The sequence below is a fragment of the Bradyrhizobium icense genome, assembly GCF_001693385.1.
Taxonomy (GTDB): Bacteria; Pseudomonadota; Alphaproteobacteria; order Rhizobiales; family Xanthobacteraceae; genus Bradyrhizobium; species Bradyrhizobium icense.
Genome location: NZ_CP016428.1, coordinates 6,966,356 through 6,987,052 on the forward strand (window position 1 = coordinate 6,966,356; position 20,697 = coordinate 6,987,052).

Annotated in this window: 21 protein-coding genes; 11 read left to right on the forward strand and 10 right to left on the reverse strand. The window is 61.6% G+C overall.

Annotated elements, in window-relative coordinates; all coding sequences use genetic code 11:
- Positions 1-64: 64 nt before the first annotated feature.
- A complete protein-coding gene (locus LMTR13_RS32235; RefSeq protein ID WP_236843209.1) occupies positions 65-1,360 on the reverse strand; it encodes an ABC transporter substrate-binding protein in 1,296 nt (431 codons plus the stop codon).
- 124 nt (positions 1,361-1,484) lie between these two features.
- On the opposite strand from LMTR13_RS32235, the gene LMTR13_RS32240 reads away from it, so the two are divergent.
- Positions 1,485-2,321, forward strand: coding sequence for a MurR/RpiR family transcriptional regulator (locus tag LMTR13_RS32240; RefSeq protein WP_065731284.1), 837 nt, complete (start codon positions 1,485-1,487; stop codon positions 2,319-2,321).
- A 28-nt stretch (positions 2,322-2,349) separates the two neighbouring features.
- A complete protein-coding gene (locus LMTR13_RS32245; protein ID WP_065731285.1) occupies positions 2,350-3,171 on the forward strand; it encodes an SDR family NAD(P)-dependent oxidoreductase in 822 nt (273 codons plus the stop codon).
- A 36-nt stretch (positions 3,172-3,207) separates the two neighbouring features.
- Here LMTR13_RS32245 and ald read toward each other — a convergent pair whose 3' ends face one another.
- Positions 3,208-4,323 (reverse strand): alanine dehydrogenase, encoded by a 1,116-nt coding sequence (gene ald, locus LMTR13_RS32250; RefSeq protein WP_065733136.1) that lies wholly within the window; start codon positions 4,321-4,323, stop codon positions 3,208-3,210.
- Positions 4,324-4,465: 142 nt separating this feature from the next.
- Here ald and LMTR13_RS32255 point away from each other — a divergent pair, with 142 nt between their 5' ends.
- Positions 4,466-4,939 carry an Lrp/AsnC family transcriptional regulator gene (locus tag LMTR13_RS32255; protein ID WP_197520950.1) on the forward strand — a complete coding sequence of 158 codons (474 nt, stop codon included), beginning with the start codon at positions 4,466-4,468 and terminating at the stop codon, positions 4,937-4,939.
- A 563-nt stretch (positions 4,940-5,502) separates the two neighbouring features.
- Here the strand turns inward: LMTR13_RS32255 and LMTR13_RS32260 are convergent.
- Positions 5,503-5,967, reverse strand: a complete 465-nt coding sequence (locus tag LMTR13_RS32260; protein ID WP_065731287.1) for a YbhB/YbcL family Raf kinase inhibitor-like protein — start codon at positions 5,965-5,967, stop codon at positions 5,503-5,505.
- A 329-nt stretch (positions 5,968-6,296) separates the two neighbouring features.
- Between LMTR13_RS32260 and LMTR13_RS43475 the strand changes: the two genes are divergently transcribed.
- Entirely contained in the window at positions 6,297-7,631 is a 1,335-nt protein-coding gene (locus LMTR13_RS43475) for a phosphoribosyltransferase (protein WP_335622054.1), read from the forward strand.
- 333 nt (positions 7,632-7,964) lie between these two features.
- Here LMTR13_RS43475 and LMTR13_RS32270 read toward each other — a convergent pair whose 3' ends face one another.
- Entirely contained in the window at positions 7,965-8,846 is an 882-nt protein-coding gene (locus LMTR13_RS32270) for a LysR substrate-binding domain-containing protein (protein WP_065731288.1), read from the reverse strand.
- A 253-nt stretch (positions 8,847-9,099) separates the two neighbouring features.
- Here LMTR13_RS32270 and LMTR13_RS32275 point away from each other — a divergent pair, with 253 nt between their 5' ends.
- Positions 9,100-9,627, forward strand: a complete 528-nt coding sequence (locus LMTR13_RS32275; RefSeq protein WP_236843210.1) for a nuclear transport factor 2 family protein — start codon at positions 9,100-9,102, stop codon at positions 9,625-9,627.
- Between the two features lie 51 nt (positions 9,628-9,678).
- On the forward strand, positions 9,679-10,488 hold the full coding sequence (locus LMTR13_RS32280) for an MBL fold metallo-hydrolase (RefSeq protein ID WP_065731289.1): 810 nt from the start codon (positions 9,679-9,681) through the stop codon (positions 10,486-10,488).
- A 135-nt stretch (positions 10,489-10,623) separates the two neighbouring features.
- Here the strand turns inward: LMTR13_RS32280 and LMTR13_RS32285 are convergent, their stop codons facing one another.
- A complete protein-coding gene (locus LMTR13_RS32285) occupies positions 10,624-11,073 on the reverse strand; it encodes a hypothetical protein (protein ID WP_065731290.1) in 450 nt (149 codons plus the stop codon).
- A 72-nt stretch (positions 11,074-11,145) separates the two neighbouring features.
- Positions 11,146-12,300: a S1C family serine protease gene (locus LMTR13_RS32290; RefSeq protein ID WP_065731291.1), complete on the reverse strand. Its 1,155-nt coding sequence runs from the start codon at positions 12,298-12,300 to the stop codon at positions 11,146-11,148.
- 437 nt (positions 12,301-12,737) lie between these two features.
- On the opposite strand from LMTR13_RS32290, the gene LMTR13_RS32295 reads away from it, so the two are divergent.
- On the forward strand, positions 12,738-13,022 hold the full coding sequence (locus LMTR13_RS32295) for a hypothetical protein (RefSeq protein ID WP_065731292.1): 285 nt from the start codon (positions 12,738-12,740) through the stop codon (positions 13,020-13,022).
- 224 nt (positions 13,023-13,246) lie between these two features.
- On the forward strand, positions 13,247-14,782 hold the full coding sequence (gene pdxR, locus LMTR13_RS32300) for a MocR-like pyridoxine biosynthesis transcription factor PdxR (protein WP_210184845.1): 1,536 nt from the start codon (positions 13,247-13,249) through the stop codon (positions 14,780-14,782).
- 24 nt (positions 14,783-14,806) lie between these two features.
- Here the strand turns inward: pdxR and LMTR13_RS32305 are convergent, their stop codons facing one another.
- Positions 14,807-15,859 (reverse strand): methyltransferase, encoded by a 1,053-nt coding sequence (locus tag LMTR13_RS32305; RefSeq protein ID WP_197520951.1) that lies wholly within the window; start codon positions 15,857-15,859, stop codon positions 14,807-14,809.
- A gap of 517 nt (positions 15,860-16,376) precedes the next feature.
- On the opposite strand from LMTR13_RS32305, the gene LMTR13_RS40060 reads away from it, so the two are divergent.
- Both LMTR13_RS40060 and LMTR13_RS32310 read left to right on the forward strand, forming a co-directional pair.
- Positions 16,377-16,610 (forward strand): DUF1127 domain-containing protein, encoded by a 234-nt coding sequence (locus tag LMTR13_RS40060; protein ID WP_083219317.1) that lies wholly within the window; start codon positions 16,377-16,379, stop codon positions 16,608-16,610.
- Positions 16,607-16,972 (forward strand): hypothetical protein, encoded by a 366-nt coding sequence (locus LMTR13_RS32310; protein ID WP_065731294.1) that lies wholly within the window; start codon positions 16,607-16,609, stop codon positions 16,970-16,972. The genes LMTR13_RS40060 and LMTR13_RS32310 overlap by 4 nt, the downstream gene beginning before the upstream one ends.
- Here LMTR13_RS32310 and LMTR13_RS32315 read toward each other — a convergent pair.
- From LMTR13_RS32315 to LMTR13_RS32325, 3 genes are read right to left on the reverse strand one after another with little or no spacing between them, the layout of a single operon-like run.
- Positions 16,938-17,963 (reverse strand): transketolase family protein, encoded by a 1,026-nt coding sequence (locus LMTR13_RS32315; protein ID WP_065731295.1) that lies wholly within the window; start codon positions 17,961-17,963, stop codon positions 16,938-16,940. The genes LMTR13_RS32310 and LMTR13_RS32315 overlap by 35 nt on opposite strands.
- Complete coding sequence (locus tag LMTR13_RS32320; RefSeq protein WP_065731296.1) at positions 17,960-18,808, reverse strand: transketolase; 849 nt, start codon at positions 18,806-18,808, stop codon at positions 17,960-17,962. The genes LMTR13_RS32315 and LMTR13_RS32320 overlap by 4 nt, the downstream gene beginning before the upstream one ends.
- Before the next feature lie 22 nt (positions 18,809-18,830).
- A complete protein-coding gene (locus LMTR13_RS32325) occupies positions 18,831-19,592 on the reverse strand; it encodes an SDR family NAD(P)-dependent oxidoreductase (protein WP_065731297.1) in 762 nt (253 codons plus the stop codon).
- A gap of 137 nt (positions 19,593-19,729) precedes the next feature.
- Here LMTR13_RS32325 and LMTR13_RS32330 point away from each other — a divergent pair, with 137 nt between their 5' ends.
- Positions 19,730-20,620 (forward strand): LysR substrate-binding domain-containing protein, encoded by an 891-nt coding sequence (locus tag LMTR13_RS32330; RefSeq protein WP_065733140.1) that lies wholly within the window; start codon positions 19,730-19,732, stop codon positions 20,618-20,620.
- Positions 20,621-20,697: the final 77 nt, after the last annotated feature.

The following is a 20,697-nucleotide window of genomic DNA, read 5'->3' on the forward strand; positions in this document are numbered from 1 at the left end:
TGCATTCTCGTATTGCTGTTGCAGGGCAGCGGGCACGCGACGCGCCCGCTGCGAAGCGGCGAACTCAGGAATCAACCGTGGGAACCTGCTCGTAGGGGACCAGCTTGCACTTGGCCTGCGCATCGGTATCGGCCACAGCCTTTGGCTCGGTCCAACTGATGATTTCGTACAGATCGGTCTTGTCCGCAGGCTTGGGATTGCGCCGCGCCAGATAGATCGTCTGCTGCATCTGGTGCGTCACCGGATCCATATAGGCATCGAAATGCTGCATGCGGTCAGTTGCCGAGACTTTCAGATTCTCAAGCTCCTTGATGATCTTGACGTTGTTGGTCGAGCCGGCGCGCTCGATCGCGCGCAGCAATTCCCGTGTGGCCATGTAGCCGTTGTAGGAAACATTGCCGGGCACCGGAATCGAGCCCTCCTTGTTGGTGGCCTGCCATTTCTTGACGAAATCAGCGACGCCAGGCAGCGCCAGCTTGTGATACCAGGTGGTGCCGAACACGCCGAACAGGCTGTCGGGCGAGCCCCAGACGTCAGGCCAGTCCTGCTGGTTGTTGATCCAGGCAGGTTTACCGTCGAGCTTGAGCTGGGCGACCTGCTCGCGCAGCGCCTTGATGTCGTCGCCGCCGACCGCGGTCGCCACGACATCCGGCTTCGCCTGCTGGATCTTCAAGAGGTAGGCCGTGAAGTCGCGGGTGTTCTGCGGCACCAGCAGATTGTCGACGATCTTGCCGCCGGCGCCTTCGACCTGCGCTTTCGTCGCCGCCGAGGTGGTGTGGCCCCACACATAATCATTGGTGAGCAGCATCCATTTCTTGCCGATCGAGTTGACGGCGTTCGCGACCGAGGCCTTGGAGAAATTGGTGCCGTTGCCGTCCCAGACGAACTTGATGCGTGAGCAGTTCTCGCCCGCCTCGCTGGGTGCGGACGAATTCGTGTTCAGGTAGATGACGCCATTCTTGGCAGCGACCTGGGTGATGGCATTGGCGACGCCTGAATGCACCGCGCCGATCAGGATGGTGCAGTCTTCTCTTGTGATGAACCTCTCGGCGAGGCGGCTGCCGGTGGCCGGCGTTGTTTCGGTATCCGCCGTGATCCAGGTGATCTTGCGGCCGAGCACGCCGCCTTTGGCGTTGGCCTCGTCGATCGCCATCTGGATTCCGCGCAAATCGTCCTGCCCGCTGTTGCCGTATTGACCACTGGCATCGCAGGTCAGGCCGAGCTTGATCGGCTTGGCGGCGCCTTGCGCCCAGACACGGTTTTCCTTCCACGGCCCGAAATAGCTCGCCGTACCCGCCAGGGCGCTGGCCATCAGGCTGCCCTGCAAAACGCTTCGCCGCGAGATCTCACGCTGTTTCATGGCTCCCTCCCGAGCAGGCTCGTTTTCTTGTTGCAGTGCCTAGAATGAACGTTCTATTCTTCCCTGTAAAGTGGAATGTTTGAACCGGTCGGCAGAACGGCCGCGATGGGATAGAGCTGACGCCATGGACAAACCTGCCGGCACGGCGATGAGTTATGACGAACTGCGCGGCGCGATTGCCCAGCGGCATCGCGCTTTATCCGGCCGTCTGCAGCAGATCGCCGAATTCGTCCTGGATCATCCGACCGACGTCGCGTTGGGCACGGTGGCGGAGATCGCCGAGCGTTCCGGCGTGCCTCCCTCGGCCATCGTTCGCTTCGCTCATGCTTTCGGCTTTGGCGGCTTCACCCAGATGCAGCAGGTGTTTCGAACGCGCCTCGTGGCCGGCGTGGCGCCAAGCTACAAGGCGCGGCTGGCGCGCATGAAGAGCGAGGAAAAATCGGTCCTCGGCCGCAAACCAGCGGCAGTACTGGGCCGCTTCGTCGCGGAAGCCCAATCAAGCCTGGTGACGTTGAGCCAGTCGGCCCATGAGCGGCAGCTCGAAGCCGCCATCATGATATTGGCGAAGGCGCGCGACATTTATCTGCTGGGCCTCGGCGGCTCGTTTCCAGTAGCAACGCATCTGGCTTATGTGCTGCGGAAACTCGGGCGGCGCGTGGTGTTGCTGGACGGCACCGGCGGCAGCATCCACGAACAATCGCATCCGGCCACTTCCGAAGACGCGCTGGTCGCGATCAGCTTCCGCAACTATTACCCTGATACGGCGCGGCTATTTCCCGAACTAGTGGCCCGCAACGTGCCGGCGATCTCCATCACCGACAGTCTGCTGAGCCCGATCGTTGAGGGCGCCTCGGTCGTGTTCGAAATCCAGGACATGCCGGAGCCGGCGCTACGCACTCTGGTCGCGCCTATGTGCCTCGTGCAGGCGCTCGCGATCGGCCTCGATCTCGCCGCAGACTGACATTTCGGGAAAATCAGGAGAGAACGTCATGGCATCACAGGACGAGCGGTCGCTGAAGGGCAAGGTTGCGCTGGTCACCGGCGCGGGCCGCGGGCTCGGCCGCGCCTTCGCTGAACGGCTGGCGGCGATGGGTGCCGATGTCGCCATCCATGGCATGCGCGAACACGGCCCAGCCGAATATGGCGAGGGATCGACGCTGACGGCGGTCGCGGAAGCGGTGGCGTCGGCACATAGAGTACGCACCATCCGCGTACTCGGCGACCTTACGCAAGGCGCCGACATCGCGCGTGTCGTCGAGACCACGACGAAGCAACTGGGTCCGATCGACATTCTCGTTCACAATGCAGGTGGCGACATTGCGGCCAAAGGCGGCAAGCCGGATCCGAACGACGCCGTCGGCATTCGCGAAGAGGATGTTCGCGCGGTGCTCGATCGCAACCTGCTCTCAACCATCCTGACCTGCCAGGCTGTGGCCAAGGAAATGATGCCACGGCGTCAGGGCCGCATCGTCACCATCGGTTCGGTCGCAGCCTTCAAGGGCCGCACAAACGGCTCGATCTATGCGGTTGCGAAAGCGGGCATGACGCATTACACGCGCTGCCTCGCCGATCAGCTCCGATCCTACGACATCACGGTAAACTGCATCGCGCCCGGCGACACCCGTACCGGACGCTTCATGGGCACGCGCGCGGTGGATCAGAACCGGATGGTGGAAACCGGCACGCTCGATCGCATCGCGACCGTCGACGAAGTCGCGCGCGTCGTCGAAGTGTTCGCAGGTCCGTTGGGCGCGTTCGTCTCGGGCCAGGTGCTGCGCGTTGACGGCGGAGGACAGTGCTGGGCAGCGTGAAGGCGGGGCCAAGAATCTTCGCAAGGCGAGTCGGCGTCACGCCGCCAAAATCGCTTCGGGTGCAGCTGCAGGCAAATTCTGGCTATCGGCGACCGCGCGATTGGTGATCTGTCCGCGGTGCACGTTAAGTCCGGCGCGCAGATGCGGATCCTCGATCAGCGCGCGGATGCCCTTTTCGGCCAGCGCAAGGCCGAACGGCAGCGTGGCATTGTTGAGCGCGTGGCTCGACGTCACCGGTACCGCGCCCGGCATGTTGGCGACGCAATAGTGCACGATCTCGTCGACGAGATAGGTCGGCGCCTGATGGGTGGTCGGCCGCGACGCCTCGAAGCAGCCGCCCTGGTCGATCGCGACATCGACCAGCACGGCACGGTGTTTCATGCGGGCGAGATGCGCGCGCGAGACGAGCTTCGGCGCGCTGGCGCCCGGCACCAGCACGGCGCCGATGACGACATCGGCCCCGATCACTTCCTCTTCGATCGCTTCCAGCGTTGCATAGCGCGTGCGCACGCGCCCCTGGAACATCTCGTCAAGAACGCGAAGGCGCGGCAGCGAGCGGTCCAGGATAACGATATCGGCACCGAGGCCTGCGGCCATCCGCGCGGCATGCGTGCCGACCACGCCGCCGCCGATCACCGCGATCCTGCTCGGCGCCACGCCGGGCACCCCGCCGATCAGCTTGCCCATGCCGTCCGCCGATGTCCGCAAGGCCGCGCCTGCCGCCTCGATCGCCAACCGTCCTGCCACTTCGCTCATCGGCGCGAGCAGAGGAAGCCCTCCATGGGCGTCCGTCACCGTCTCGTAAGCGATCGCAGTGCAGCCGGATGCCAGAAGCCCCTTGGTCTGCGCCGCATCCGGCGCAAGGTGCAAATAGGTAAAGAGGATCTGATTGTCGCGAAGCTGGCGCCATTCGCTCGGCTGCGGCTCCTTGACCTTGACCACCATGTCGGCGGTCGCGAAGATTTCCGCGGCCGTATCCACGATTGCGGCGCCGGCCGAACGGTAGAAATCATCGCTCGCGCCAATGCCGATCCCGGCACCCTGCTCGACGATCACGTCGTGTCCCCGCGTCACGTATTCCCGCACCGAAGCCGGCGTCAGACCAACGCGATATTCCTCGACCTTGATTTCCTTGGGCACACCGATCCGCATGGCTTGCTCCTCCATCCGAGGTTGTCTGACCTGCAGATAAGATACGTCTGAGCCGGCAACGCTTCTCGGCGAATTGCGGCTTGCTGGGCACGATCTGCGCATATATTCTGCATGTTAGCCTCATAAATTAGTGACTTGTCGCGTGAATGAGCTGGATCGCATTGATTATCGGATCCTGACCGAGCTCCTCGCTGACGCCCGGGCGAGCCAGATCGAGCTCGCCGAAAAGGTCGGACTATCGCCGACTGCCTGCGCGCGCCGCATCCGCCAACTCGAGGAAAGTGGGATTATCAGGGGCTATCGCGCCGATCTCGAGCCGACCGCGCTCGGGCTCGTCACGACCGTCGTCGTCACCATCACGCTGGAAAAACAGAGCGAGGATTACCTGGCGGCGTTCGAAGCGGCGATCGCCCGCTGTCCGGATGTCGTGTCCTGTCACTTGATGTCGGGCAGCGACGATTATCACTTGCAGGTCATCGCACGCGACATTGCGGACTTCGAGCGCATCCACAAGCAACATCTTTCACGGATGCCCGGGGTTGCGCGCATCCACTCGAGCTTTGCGATGCGCGAGGTGGTGCGCAGGGCCATCCCCGAGACAGCGTTGCGGCGCTAGCCTGTTCGATCAGCTCGACGCAGTCGGCGCATTCCCCCGATGCTGCCCACCAGACCAAACGCGACTTGACAAGAACCCAACCCGCCGTATGTTACATTATAACATAACACGAAGAATAACGCCTTCCCGATGGGGCCTGCGAGCTGTTGATCTCGATGCGAAAACGGATCGTTTCCATGAGGATGAGGATCGGGCCTTTGTCGTGCAGGGCATCACTCCGCCGGCGGGTTTGGCAGCCAGCATCGTCCTAGATCGCCATCCAGATAAGCAAATCACCTAACTGTGGAGCGCACATGGGCGAGATCGTTCGACTTGTTCCGAAGCCAGAGCTTGAGCGGGCTCGTTTAATTCGAGAGGCTCGCGCGATATACGACAGCATATTTCCGCCGACTGATGCGGTCAGCGAGCATCCGGACAGTCGCCTCAGCCAAGCGACGCAACCGGGAAGAGAGCGTAGTTGCTCGGTTCGGGCAGCACCTGGCAGCCATCATTCCGAAACCGGAATGCGCGCGCGGCCACGAAGGCTCGTCTGATCCCCGCTCGTTCTGTGCCATGCATCGCCACTACCTGCGGTACGTCCCGACGAGTTCGGCCTGGCCGATCGCGTGCTTCTCCGCTGCGTTCCAGATGTCGAGTACCGGCATGCTGGGCGAACGCGACAGTTCGTCGACGTCCAAAGCTGCCAGCTTGAAATGATAGTGATGCACACCATGGCCCTTGGGCGGAGCGGGCCCACCATAGCCCAGTTCGCCGAAATCGTTCACGCCCTTGCCGAGACGCTCCGTCTTTGGCCCGTGACCGATGGCTTCCGGCAGCATCGTACGCTCGCCCATGATGTTGTAGAGGCCCCAATGCCGAAACGTGCCGGACGGTGCGTCCGGGTCCTCGACGATAAGGGCGAAGCTCTTCGTACCCGGCGGCGGATCCGACCATTGAAGTGGCGGAGATACATTCTGGCCATCGCAAGTGTATTTGACCGGAATCGGCTGGTCGTCGTCGAATGCAGGACTCGTCAACTTGAATACCATGTGCAGACTCCCGTGCTTATAGGAATGCGAAGGGTCGCAGCGGCGGGCTCGCTCGGTACTCGGGGTGCAACGACACGCCTGGCCGGCCGATTCCGCCGATACGAAGGAACGTCGGACCGGCGCTTGAGTTGCTTCGACGAGGCACGCTGATCGGTGTTTCCGGCGCCCGCTCAGGACGATCCCCCTGCCGTGCGCCAGCGCGCCGATGCCGGACAAGCGCCCCCGAACAGTTCGACGCGTTGGTCTGGTTCGAGGAAACCAAGGCGGTGACGCCGCTTGCGACACGGGCCGCAGGGGCGCGCAGATACCTATCCCTTTGGGTTCTGATCATGGCGAGTGCACGGGAACAGCTCAGCGAGGTCCTGGCCGGTCCGCACCACCTTGCGGGCATTTTGGGCGTGCCTCACGATGCGGCCGGCATCGTGATTTTTGCGCATGGCAGCGGTAGCGGCCGTCTAAGCCCCCGCAACAACCAGGTCGCAGCGGCTCTCCGTGAAGCCGGCTTTGCCACGCTGCTGCTCGATCTCCTCAGCCCGGAGGAGGAACAGGACCGCGGCAATGTATTCGATATCCCGCTGTTGGCATCACGGCTTGCAGATGCCGCGGACTGGACCCGCGACAGGCCGGAGCTCGCGAAGTTTCCGATTGGCTATTTCGGCGCCAGCACCGGCGCAGCGGCCGCGCTGGTCGCGGCTGCCGACCGGCAGAACGTTCAAGCTGTGGTTTCGCGCGGCGGTCGCCCGGACCTCGCCGGAGAAGCGCTGCACGGCGTCAGGGCGCCGACCCTGTTGATCGTCGGCGGAGCCGACCTGCCGGTGATTTCGCTCAACCGTTCGGCTTTTGCGGAGCTCTCTTGCGAGAAGGACCTCGTGATCGTGCCGAACGCGACGCACTTGTTCGAAGAACCCGGCACGCTCGAGCAGGTGACGCAACATGCCACGCGCTGGTTCCGGCAATTCCTGGCGTCGCCCCTCTCGGATGAGGTGATCGATGCCGATACGGTTTTCAACGACCGGCAAGATGCCGGACGCCGGCTGGCCTCGGCGCTCATGAAGTTCAAAGACAAGGACGCGGTCGTGCTCGCGCTGCCGCGCGGGGGCGTACCCGTCGCGTTCGAGGTTGCGCAAGCGCTGCACGCCAAGCTCGACGTAGCGCTCGTGCGCAAGATCGGCGCGCCGGGACATGAGGAGCTCGGGCTCGGCGCGGTCGTCGACGGCGCCCACCCGCAGGTCGTGCTCAATGAAGACATCGTTCGCGAGATTCAACCGGGCGCCGCCTACCTGGAAGCCGAGACTGCCCGCCAGCTTGCCGAAATCGAACGCCGCCGGCGCCTTTACCGCGACGATGATCCGCCGCCAGAGATCGCCGGCCGCACGACCATTGTGGTCGACGACGGCATCGCCACCGGCGGAACCGTGAAAGCCGTGCTGAGAGCGCTCGCACGGGCGAAGCCCGGCCGTCTCGTTCTTGCGGTGCCGGTCGCGCCACGCGAGTCGCTGGACGAACTGAGTGCGGAGGCAGACGAGATCATTTGTCTCATGAGCCCCGATCCGTTCTTTGCAGTCGGCATGCACTATAGGGATTTCCGCCAGACTTCGGATCAGGAAGTTACCGAGCTGTTGCATCGTTCCAAGGCCAGCAGCCCGAACCAGGCGCGTGCGTGAGGAACATGTGAACAGCGATCAGTGATGGCCTCCAGGTTTCGTCGTGATCTTCTCGGCACCGGATCCCATCCGAGCCGAAAGCCTCCTAACTAAAATACGGAAAACAACCCCATGCAAAGTAGCAGGTAGTCGCTGGCATGCCCTGAGCGATGGCGCAAAACCATTTGACACGTCGGGCAAATCAGCGGCACAACTCCATCATCGCGCAATCGGTACGAATAGCCGTGCTCCGCCCCACTGGGCCCTTCGGCGCGATTACACGCAAAAAATCCTTCTGACAGTTGAAGTTGCACCGGCACACCGCAGTGGCCTAATCGCCTCGGTGTTGCATTGCTAGGAGGCTCGCAGCGCTTTCGTTAGTGCAGACAGCGCAGCCGGCTGATGCTGGCGACTGGGGTAATACATGAAGAATCCAGGAATTGGCGGCGTCCAGTCCTCCAGCACACGAATAAGGCGACGCTTCGCAACATACTCTTCGACCTGCTCTTCGAATGCGAGTCCTAGGCCGGCGCCAGCGAGTGCCGCCTGAATCACGAGGTGGGTATCATCGATTATAAGGGGACCATTCACACCGACCGTGACCGCCTTTCGTCCTTTCTCGAATTCCCACCGATAAGGACCGCCCGGAAGACGCAGGCCTATGCATCGATGATCATTTAGATCCTGGGGCTTCCGCGGAATGTTTCGTGATGAAAAATAGCCAGGCGATCCGATCACCGCCAATCGCAGCTCCTGGGTGACCCGTACTGCGATCATGTCCTTTTGAATGTACTCACCAAGTTGAATACCGGCGTCGAACTCGCCCGCAACGAGGTCTACAGGGCCAGTGACAGTAACAACGTCAAGAACGATGTCAGGGTAGGCTTCCGCGAATGCCGTGAGCCGCGGCAGCAATACCATCACAGCAGCCGACCGGGACATTACAATTCGAAGGCGCCCTGCAGGTCGGTGCCGAACGCTTCGGGCTTCATTGATAGCACGAGCAATTTGCTCAAGTGCCGGAGCCAATTCTTTCAAGAGAGCTGCCCCTGCAGCGGTTGGTGCGACGCTCTTGGTTGTTCGAGCAAGAAGCTGCAACTCGAGCCGCTGCTCAAGTCCCCGGATCGTGTGGCTCAGGGCAGACTGAGACACACCAATCTTTGCCGCAGCCCGCGTAAAGCTTCGTTCTCTGGCGACGATTGCAAACGCAGCGAGTTCGTTCAGTTCGTTTCTCATGATTTATGAATACTACTCATAACCCCATATTGTGCAACATGCCTAGTCTCATAAGCCGCTTCATCCTATGTTCGGCGGACAAGGAGACTTGAGGCAACCTTCTGCGGGTTTCGGCCGGCTTGACGCTCAGCACATGTAGCTTGGGCCTATGAAAGCGGTTCGGTGTAACAACTTTTTGGGATGGCTATACCCGGCGATTTTAATCTCATCTGAAGAACGCAACTCAAACCCACAGGGACTTTTGGAGAGCAGAATGTCAAAAATGGATCGACGAGCATTTTTGAGTCGATCTGCCAGCGTGACTATTGGAGCTACGCTCGTCAGTGCTCCTGGTTTGATGCTTGGAGATCGGACTTTCAGCCATGCGCAGTCTCCTCCCGTTCCAAATAACAACCTTATGGATGACAAGCTTATGGATACCGATGCTCGTGCCTTGCACTCCCTAGCGCAGACCTATTTCGACGGTGCCTATGAAATGGATGCTGACAAATTTGCGTCCATATTTCATCCCTCGAGTTCCGTGACCAAAGTCGGCGACGACGGCAACGTGAACGTGACGCCAATTGGGACATGGCTAGCGGCCGTCCGTAATATGAAAGCTCCGAAACAACAGGGCCTGGAGCGCCGCGATCAGATCCTATCAATAGACGTTGATGGAGAGCTCGCGCTTTTGAAGTTGAAATTGCAAATTCCACCGCGCTACTTCACCGACATGTTGTCATGCTTAAAGGTCAACGGAACCTGGAAGATCGCTCAGAAAGTCATGACTTCGAAAACCTAACGGCTTCGGTGCTGTTTTACAAAAGTGCATCATACGCTTGGCAGGTTGTCCGTGGAATTTCTGTCACAAAGCCCCAATGCCCTGGGCTGTGCTTCGGGATCATGGAAGATTTGGTCACTCTCTGACGGACATGTCGACCTGCCCGCCGAATCCCTCAGATACCCCGACAACAAAATAGGTAGGCAGACCGAACCGCCTCAGCGAGACGATTTGCTGGTTCGATTGTCGGTCAACTGCTTCCTATTCGATCGCTCCGGCATCGACCGCGTTTTGATTGATTGTGGAGCGGGCGGGAGTTGGGAGCCCTCCATGGGCCACCTCGGGGAGGCGATGGCGGAGGCAGGCATCGACACGTCATCAATCACGATGGTCGCCCTCACTCATGCTCATGGCGACCACATCAATGGTCTTCTGACGCCTGACGGTCGACGAGTATTTAACAACCTGAGCAAGATCGTGATAGGGGAGGACGCCGTTGAGGGGTTCCTTGCCGAGCCAAATCTAGCTGAGTTTCGTCCGCTCCTTGCCCCAGTTAACGGAGGAGACCGGCTGGCCGATCATTTGCTGGCGGTGGCAATACCTGGGCATGCTCCGGGCCATATGGGTTATCTCCTCGGCACTGACGAGGACGAGATCTTATTCTGCGGCGACCTGATCCACGTTCCTGCTGCACAGTTTGCCCGTCCCGAGCTCACTTGGGCCTATGACGATGACGAGTCTATAGCGAGGGCTAGCCGGATCAAGCTGCTCCAAAACGCAGCGGATGCACATACGTGGCTAGCCGGCGCTCACCTAGATCGACCAGGCATTGGTAGAATTGTCAAAGATGGGCAGGGATATGCATTTATTTCGGCCGCGTAGCGGCACCGAAGACCAGGATCGGCGGCTGCGCAAGGTATCGAGCGCGACGGCTGGCACCGACGGGCCGGAAAGCCAAGCCCAGGTAATCATGATGTAACCGCGATGTAACCACGATCGGCTGAGTTGCCGGCAAATTCAAACTGTCCGCTCTTCCGGGGGAGTGACAAGCGATGTCTGTGCTTCCGCCTCCAACGGCTTCTTGTCGGGTTTGTATTGTGCAGGAAGCTGCAGCACGGTTGCGGTTTGACCGGGGCGCAGCCTTGTAAGAGTCACGATCCTGCCGTTCGCAAACTCGAGCGCGTCGTGGTGCCTGTCGCTCAGTTCCTGATTGACTTGCCTGAAGCGCGCGAGCCGCGCCCCAATGCTGCCGAACCGCATGCCTGGGAATAGCTCCGCGAACGGATGATCACTGACTGCGTCTTCGCTGAACACAAGCTCGGTGCCCGGCGAGAGGCACACGGCAACTCCTGGCTCTCCGACCGCGGAGAAGCCGCGTGTCACGGTATTGGGAAATTCGCTCGTTATCAGCAATTCTCCCGACCTTGCAGCACGTGATTGGACGCAGTGCAGGCTGTAGTCGCACATTGACCGCTCCCTTCTGTATTTCTGTCCTTGGTGTGGACCTGCTGGGACGATGACTGAAGGATTCCGGCCCGACTACCTGCGAATGGCCGGAGGGACCTTGGGCTGATCAGGCATCTGACCCAATGCCACATTCAATGAGTTCTCCCTTCCTTCGCGAAGCATGCCGAGCCGGATCGAGGAGCCTGGCGCCGTCGCATGGATCTTCTTGGTCAATTCTTTGGCGTTCTTGATCGGCTGCCCCTCCGCCGCGGTGATCACGTCCCCGCGTCTCAATCCGGCCTTGGCAGCCGGACCGTCGTCCTGAACGCTGGCCACGATCGCACCGTGCAGATGGTTCACGCCGAGGCTGTCGGCAATGTCCGGAGTGACCGGTTGAACTTTAGCGCCTATCCATCCGCGCGTGACAGCTCCCTTGTCTTTCAGTTGCGATACCACTGCCTTGACCGTGTCTGCAGGGATCGCAAAAGCAACGCCCACCGAGCCTTCCGAGGATGAAAGGATCATGCTGTTGACGGCGACGACGTCGCCGCGGGCATTAAAGGTCGGGCCGCCAGAATTGCCTTGGTTGATCGGCGCATCGATTTGGATGAAATCCATCGCGGAGCCCGTTTCGATGTCGCGCTCGCGCGCTGAAACGATGCCGGCCGTGACCGTGCCTCCTAGCCCGAACGGGCTGCCGGCAGCCAACACCCAATCGCCGACGCGCGGCAGTTGATCGACGAGTGTTACATGACTGAAGTCGCTGCGCCCATCGACTTTGATCAGGGCGACGTCAGTCAATGAATCCTTTCCTATGACTTTTGCGGGGTAGGTCTTGTTGTCATTGGTGCGGATCTCGGCCGTATCGCCGTCTTCCACGACGTGACTGTTCGTCACGGCATAACCGTCCGGGGAGATGAAGAAGCCAGAGCCAAACGAGACCAGTTGATCACGGACATTCGGCGCTGGAATCTGCTTGTTCGGAGGCCCCTGATCAGGTGTACCGAATAATCGGTCGGAAAGGCCTCTGGAGGTCGCAGCAGCTTTGGAGCTGACCCCGATCACGGCCGGTTGAACTCTTTCGGCGAGATCTGCAAAGTCGCCAGGTCCACCGCCACCTCTATTATCGGCAACCCGATGCATCAATGTCGAGGGCTCGCCCGCGAAAGGAGTCTGCCACCGCGTATTGATGGTCTGTGCGTGTGCAATGCTCGCGATCACCACGATCGCGGCGATGGTGCCGCTCATGACCGAAGTCCGGCGGCAGCTCAAAGGTACGCTTCCATGAGCCATTTCCGCTTCCATAGCTTGTCATCGCCTCACCGCGGTTTTGACGTCAGACGCTGGGGCGTTCTAGCTCGCCGTCAGTTCCTGTGAGAGACACTGAGACGCTCGCGGCAACTCTGGGCTCAACAATCTGCTGCGCCGGCAGTTCCACTCCACCGTGGCTAAGGAGGACATCCAAATGCCGGCAAACCGCCGCGCCACCGAAAATCCGGCAAGGCTCCCAACGTGATCTTCCGCGCGGTTGTAGTTCCATCCGAAAGCGCGCTCGGCTTCACTACGATCGGGGCGTGAAACGAAACTTGCGGTGAGCCTCTGCAACTTTCTTTGAACCATCGTCCCATGTGTTAGGATGGATCTACCACGACAAACGAATGAACCGATTACGGTGAGAGCAGGCTTTGATCAAGGTCGAGCGAACCGGCGAAGGCGATCCACTTGAATTCGAGGTCACCGTCCGTGGGGCAAGCGGCGAAACCCATCATCACGTCACGATGGCAAGAGAGACTTGCGAACGACTGACGATGGGCGTTCACACGCCTGAGCGTTGCATCGAGACAGCATTCCGATTCCTGCTTGATCGCGAGCCCCAGGAATCCATCCTGCGGCGTTTCGACATCACGGTGATCTCCCGTTACTTTCCCGAGTTCGAGCGCGAGCTGCCACGCTACCTCTCTCGATCGTGACAACTTCGGCCAAAAGACAGCTTTGATAGCGGGGAGCGCTACCGCTCTTCCCCACACCAACCGTACTTGCGATGCTGCTTCCGGTTCTCCGCCTGACCTCATCGACTGCACGATCACGACATCGATGACATGTTCCAGGCTCCCTGGACGGGCGCCCACGGAACCTGCGTCGCGGTCACCACATCCGTGACGTGGTATGATGGAACATTCACCTTTGTGTAAGGTTGCCGGTCCAATTCGAAGGAAGAGAAGAGAAGATTCGAAGGAAGAGAAGAAGGGCCATGACTGTGGCTTTTCATATCAGTCTTGTTGGTCGAAGTGACCTCAGTGGCGAGATCTACCGTCAGATCCGCCAGGCAATTCTGGACGGGCGCCTTCGGCCAGGAGAGCGCCTGTCATCCACGCGAGAACTGGCCGCCGCGCTGACGGTTGCGCGATCGACGGTAACGATCGCTTATGAAAGCCTTGTCGCGGAAGGATTCGCAACATCCCATACGGGCGCCGGGACGTTCGTCAGCCATCAGCTTGAGGCAAAACGTCCGGCATCGAAAACAAGACGATCGACGGTCCGCGCAATTCGGGTGCGCGGAGTTTGGGAGACGATAGCGCTTCCGATAGGCTTTGACCGCGCGGCGCGTTTCGACTTCAGAACCGGGCTTCCGGACGCTTCGTTGTTTCCACACCGAGCCTGGCGGCGGGTCGTCGCCCGTGCGCTGCGCTCGCGCGAGATGGCGACAGGCGTCTACGAGAATCCTGCGGGCATTTGGGACCTGCGCACGGCGATCGCTCGCCAGATCGGCATCTCACGCAGCGTTGCCGCATCGCCCGACGACGTCATTGTGACGAATGGCACCCAACAAGCACTCGACATCGTCGCTCGCGTGCTTCTCGGACCCAGTGATGTCGTTGCGATGGAGGATCCGGGCTATCGGCCTCTAAAGGAGTTGCTCAAGGCGCTGGGCGCGCGCGTGATCGGTGTGCCGGTCGACCGCGAAGGTCTCGTCGTGGAGGCGCTGCCAGCCGAGGCCAGGGTGGTCTACGTGACGCCGTCGCATCAGTTTCCCCTCGGCGTGGCCATGAGCCTGTCGCGTCGACGTGCGCTGCTTGCCTGGGCCGAGCGCAACAACGCGGTTGTCGTCGAGGACGACTATGACAGCGAGTTTCGCTTCGGCGGGCGTCCGCTCGAGCCGCTTCAGACCATCGATTCGACCGGTCGCGTTGTGTATGTCGGAACGTTCTCAAAGACGTTGCTGCCAGCTCTCCGGCTGGCCTTCATGGTCGTGCCGCCGTCGCTGCGAGAGGCGGCGCACAAGGCGAAGTTCGTCACCGATTGGCATACAGCGACAATAGCGCAGAGCGCGCTGGCGCAGTTCATCGACGAGGGCGCGTTTGTGCGCCACATTCGCAGGGTGAGCCGCATCTACAGCGAACGGCATGAGATGCTGACCGCGGAGATCAGGAGGAACTTCGGCGATTACCTCGACCTCGTTCCATCGAGCACCGGGCTGCACATCACCGCTTGCGCCCGAGGCGCGTCGGCCGATCATATCGATGCGATTGTATCACGAGCCTTTGATCTCGGCGTTGCCGTTGATCCGATGTCGCGCTGTCAGGTGGACAGAAAGCCTCCGGCCGGCATCATCCTGGGATATGGGGCGATCGAGACGGCGCGGATTGCCGAAGGGCTGAGGCGGCTGCGCAGATGCTTCGATGAACGTATGTCTCGACGCCCGAACTATCTTGAGCATAGAATTATGTAGAGCCATCGACCTGCGACTTCTTACTTATGGTTTGCGGCCGATTACGGCACCGTTCGCGGCTGGTGCGTCGAACCAGACCGTCTCGATGTGCCGGAATCCGGTTTCCTCTAGCCACGCCGAATATTCGGCCGGCGTGTAGTTTCGTCCTTCCGTCTCGATCAACATGTTGAGGCTCATCAGCGCGGCCGGCGCTGGTCCGGTCTTTTCGTCATTGACGAGAAGCTCGCTGATGACGACTGCGCCGCCGCTCGGCAAAGCCTCGAAGGACCGGCGCAGCAGGGCGCGGTTCTTCGCCTCGTCCCAATCGTGCAGGATCATCGACAGGAGATGCGCGTCGTGATCTTTCGGAAGCTGCTCGAAGAAGCTGCCGCCTGCGGTCTCGATCCGACCGGTCAAACCGGCCTCGGCAATCTTTCCCGCCGCGATCGCGGCCACATGCGGCAAGTCAAACACGGTCGCACGCAGCATCCCGTACTGTTTGCAAAGCTCGATGTCGTACGCGCCCGATCCGCCGCCGATGTCCAGGAGGCGGCGGAAATGACTGAGATCCACGGCTTCGCCGAGCTTGCGCGCGGTCATCGTGGAGACCGAATGCATCGCCTCCCAGAAGAGCGCCAGCATCATCGGATCCTCGCCGTCGAAAATCGAGGATTGCGCCGCCGGGTCCCACGTGGTTGGCCGGTTCGTGCGCAGCGCTTCGGTAAGTCTGCCCCAGCCGGGATAGAGCCGCTTGTCGAGCATCTGCACAAAGCCGCCGAAGTAATACGGCTTGCCCTTCACGAGATAGGCTTCGCTTAAGGGCGTGTTGCGATAGCGGCCGCCCGTTTTCTCCAGGAGCCCGAGTGCAGCGCAGCCGGTCAACAGCATCTCGGCGGGGCGTTGATGCAGGCCGAGCGCTTCCGCCAGCTCCGCAACCGTGGTGCCGGCGCCGCCCGCAAGGCTGCTGAAGAGGTCCAATTCGTGCGCAGCGGCCAGAGTCTTGAAGGCCCAGAAACCGGTCGAAAGCGCCATCAGCGGGACGGCGGAAGGAAGCTCCGCCGCGATCGCTGTGCGCCTTACACGGATTGTCGTTTCCATGATCTTCTCCCGCAAATTGATTCGACGACACGCACATCGTCAAAGAGCGCCGTTGCAGGATGATTTCGCGGCCAGGAAATTCGGTTACATCTGAAATCGTGGGCTCCTACGCGGCCTTCGCATCGTAGGAGAACATGAGAACTGGCAGAAGTGCCAATTCATACATTTGCGGGCAGACCAATTTCGTTTGCTCCGCCTGAATTGGACTGATTGATTATCCGCAGATTGGACCTTCCGTCATACCGCTTCGCTTTCTAATGTTGGGCCGCTGACGCGCGCGGCGTCAGATAGCTGCGCCGATGTTGACCAAACGGCGAGCTACGCGGAACGCGATGCGCGCCGTGCGCGGGTACGCCCGCCACGACGATGGCCGCTTGCGTTGAGACCGCAAGCACACCTTGACCGCCGGCCATGGCTCGTCATCGCACGGCTGCGTGAGAGGTGAACAAGCTCACACGCCAGCGACGCGGATGCCGATAGTTGTATCCGCAACTTCTGCATATCAGGAGGACTCACCATGTCCGTTATTGTCAACACGCTCACGAGTTGGAAGGAAACCGCGAGCGGAACCGCGGCGTCCAGCCATCGTCGACCTGGATGGGGATTACGGTTCCTACACTGGTGTATCCAGTGTTCGGAGCGGTCGCAGCAGCGACAAGCCTTGGCGGAGCTCGATGACCACTTTCTCAAGGACATCGGCAAGACGCGGCAAGAGGCCATGGCCGAAGCAGCCAAGCCATTCTGGAAATGACGTCGTTTATCGCGCACTTGCTGCCGGCGGTGGCGCTGGGCTTGTGCGTCGCTGTCCCGTTCGGCCCGTTTGGCTTGATGTGCGTGCAGCGGACGCTGGGATTCGGAATCTGGTTTGGGATCGCGAGCGGCATGGGTGCGGCAACAGCACACGCGATGTTCAGTTTCCTGGCCTTGGTGAGCGGGACCGCGTTGATGCAGATGACGTTCGCCCTGCATACGCCGCTGCGCATCGCCAGCGCGCGATCCATGATCAGCGGTTTGCCGGTTTCCAGCACGGACGTCACGCCCAGGTACGGCAATATCGTCATCGGGTTGGCGGCAGCGATCAACAGGGTCGTGAGCGCCCTAGCCACTGCTTGATCTGCCTTGACACTTCCGCGGTCGAAATTCCGTAGCGGTCGTGCAACGTCGGCAGTGCGCCGGCAGCGAGAAATTCGTCGGGCAGCGCGATCTGCCGGAACACCGGATGGACGCCCGAACGCATCAATAAACCCGCGACCGCTTCGCCGAGGCCGCCGATCACCGTGTGGTTCTCGGCGACGACGACCAGGCGGCCCGGCTTGCGGGCTTCGCGCAGGATCGTCTCGGCATCGAGCGGCTTGATGGTAGGAACGTGCAGCACGGCGGCATCCACACGATCGCCGGCAAGCTCCTTCGCGGCTTCGAGCGCACGCATGGTCATGAGGCCGGTGGAGATGATCAGGACATCGCTGCCGTCACGAATGAGGGCCGCCCTGCCGAGCTCGAACTTGTAGCCGTACTCGTCCAGCACCACCGGTACCTGGCCGCGCAGCAGCCGCACATAGACCGGACCTTGATGGGCGGCGATGGCCGGCACCAGTTGCTCGATCTCCTGCGCGTCGCAGGGATCGACTACGGTCATGTTCGGCATGGCGCGGAACAGCGCGAGATCCTCGGCCGCCTGATGGCTCGGGCCATAGCCGGAGGTCAGGCCGGGCAAGGCGCAGACGATCTTCACGTTGCGGTCTTCCTCCGCAATCGTTTGATGGATGAAATCATAGGCGCGGCGGGAAGCAAACACCGCATAGGTCGTCGCGAATGGCGTGAAGCCTTCGGCAGCGAGGCCCGAGGCGGCGCCGAACAGAAGCTGCTCGGCCATGCCCATCTGGTAGTAGCGGTCGGGGAATGCCTTGGCGAAGATGTGCAAGTCGGTGTACTTGCCGAGATCGGCCGTCATGCCGACCACGTCGGCGCGGTTGCGGGCGAGTTCGACGAGTGCGTGCCCGAAAGGCGCGGGCTTCGTCCTTTGCCCCTCGGCCGCAATCGAGGCGATCATGGCCGACGTGGTCAGGCGCGGCTTGCCCGGCGTAGCTGATGCAGTGGGCTTCATGACTGCCTCCCTGCTTCGAGCGCGTCAAGCGCGAGTTGCCATTCGTGCGGCTCGACGCGGATGAAGTGGTTCTTCTCGCGCTGCTCGAGGAACGGAACGCCTTTGCCCATCAGCGTGTCGGCGACGATGATGCGCGGCCTGGCCTCGGCGTGGGACTTGGCGGCGTCGAACGCGGCCACCACCGCATCGAGGTCGTTGCCGTCGACGCGCTGCACGAGCCAGCCGAACGCGGTGAGCTTGTCCACCAGCGGCTCGAACGCCATCATTTCGGTCGAAGGGCCGTCGGCCTGCTGGTTGTTGACGTCGACGATGGCGATCAGATTGTCGAGCCTGTGGTGCGCGGCCGACATGATCGCTTCCCACACCGAGCCCTCGTCAAGCTCGCCGTCGGAGAACAGCGTGTAGACCCGCGCGCTGGAATTCTTGCGCTTCAGCCCGAGCGCCATCCCCACGGCGATGGCAAGGCCGAGCCCGAGCGAGCCGCCCGACATCTCCATGCCCGGCGTGCAGGAAGCCATGCCGGACATCGGCAGACGGCTTTCGTCGCTGCCATAGGTCTCGAGCTCCGCTTCGGGAATGATCCCGGCCTCGATCAAGGCCGCATAAAGCGCGATGGCATAGTGGCCGTTCGAGAGCAAGAACCGATCGCGGCCTTCCCACGACGGCTCCTCCGGCCGGTAGTGCATAGCGTGGAAGTAGGCGACGGCAAGCACGTCGGCGATGTCAAGCGCCTGCGCGATATAGCCCTGGCCCTGGACTTCACCCATCCGCAGCGCGTTACGGCGGATGTTGTGGGCGCGCTGCGCCAGCGTCGGCGTGTTGGCAATTGTCCCAACCGTTTCCATGGCGATCTCCTTCCTCTGCCGCTCAGTGGATGAGCATGCCGCCGTTGACGTCGATCACCGCCCCCGTGACGTAGGCGGACAGGTCGGACGCAAGGAACGTATAGATTCCCGCAACGTCGTCGGCTTGGCCGAGGCGGCCGAGCGGAATGCCTTCGAGTATCTTCGCCTTCATCTCGGCGGTGAGCTTGCCGGCGGTGATGTCGGTTCCGATCAGGCCGGGCGTGACGCAATTGACACGGATGCCGTCGGGTCCGAACTCGCGCGCCATGGCCTTGGCCAGTCCCAGCACGCCGGCCTTGGCCGCGGAATAATGCGGGCCGCCGAAAATGCCGCCGCCGCGCTGCGCCGAGACCGACGACATGCAGGCGATCGAACCGGACTTGCGCGAGCGCATATGCGGGATCACCGCCTGCGAGAGAAAGAGCACGCCCTTGAGATTGACGTCCTGGATGCGCTCCCAGTCTGCCGGCGTGATTTCGAGCAGCTTCACCGGCTGGGTGATGCCGGCATTGTTGATCAGGATATCGATCTGGCCGAAGGCGGCGACGACGTCGTCGATGGCCTTCATGCAGGACTCCCGATCGGCAACGTCGCATCCAAGGCCGAGGTGCGGTCCGCCGGAAACGGCCTCCAGGCTCTTCGATGCAGCTTCCGCCGCGGTGCCGTCGATGTCGAGGATCGCGACCCGGGCACCTTCCGCCGCAAACCGCCGGGCGGTTGAAAGACCAATTCCGCGCGGCGAGGCCGCGCCCGAAATAACCGCCGTCTTGCCGCGTAGCAGCATGTCTTCCTCCCTGGCATTCGATCCCGCAAGGCGTCGATCGGCGCCTCCTTTGTTGAGAATATCGATTACGCCCGGACCTCGATGGCGACAAACGCGCAGTTGTCGCCGATAGGTGAATCTGGTTCACTTATGGCATGTTGTTGTCCAGTATCCCGATTTCGGCGATCCGCGCCTTCGAGGCGGCCGCGCGCACCGGCTCCTTCCGCGACGCTGCGAGCGAACTCCATTTGACGCCGAGCGCCGTCAGTCACGCGATCCGCAAGCTGGAAAGCGCGATGAGCACCACGCTGTTCGAGCGCAGCGCCCGATCGATCCGGTTGACGCCGGCCGGACACAACCTGATGCGTCACGCCGGTGCCGCGTTCGACAATCTGCGCCGCGGAATCGAGGAGGTCGCGGGCCGCGGGCCGCAACTGCTTCGGGTGCATTGCGCGCCGAGCTTCGCGGCGCAGTGGCTGGCGCCGCGTCTTGCGAAGTTCATCGCCGCCGAACCCAGGCTGGAAGTGCGGCTCGCCGCCAGCACCGAATATGCCCGGTTCAGCAATGACGATTTCGATCTCGATATCGTCTATGGGCAGCCCAGGAACGATGCCCTGGAGATCATTCCGCTCGGCGAGGAGACCGTGACGCCGCTGTGCACGCCGGCGCTAGCCAAGAAAATCCGCAAGCCGAAGGACCTGTTCGGCCAGGTGCTCATCCGCTCCGAGGTCAAGCAGGTGCAGTGGCATCAATGGTTCGCCGCGAACGGGCTTGAGTCACCCGCGATCCACGGCATGCGTTTCGACCGCAGCTTTCTTGCGATCGCCATGGCATCGAGCGGTCTCGGCGTTACGCTGGAATCGACGCGTCTTGCCGAGCGCGAGATCGAGACGGGCAGATTGGTCGCTCCGCTCGCCGGCCGGTCCGTCGATATCAGCTATGTCGGCCACCATCTCGTCTTCCCCCGCGCCAACCGGCAGCGCCGCGCGGTGCGGGCATTCGCCGATTGGATCATGGCAGAGCTTGATCGGACCACCACGCGGCCTTAGTGCGCTAAATCATGGAAGCGACCGAGCACATCGGGACGTAGACGCACCGCACGCGGCAGCATCTCCACCGGCATTGC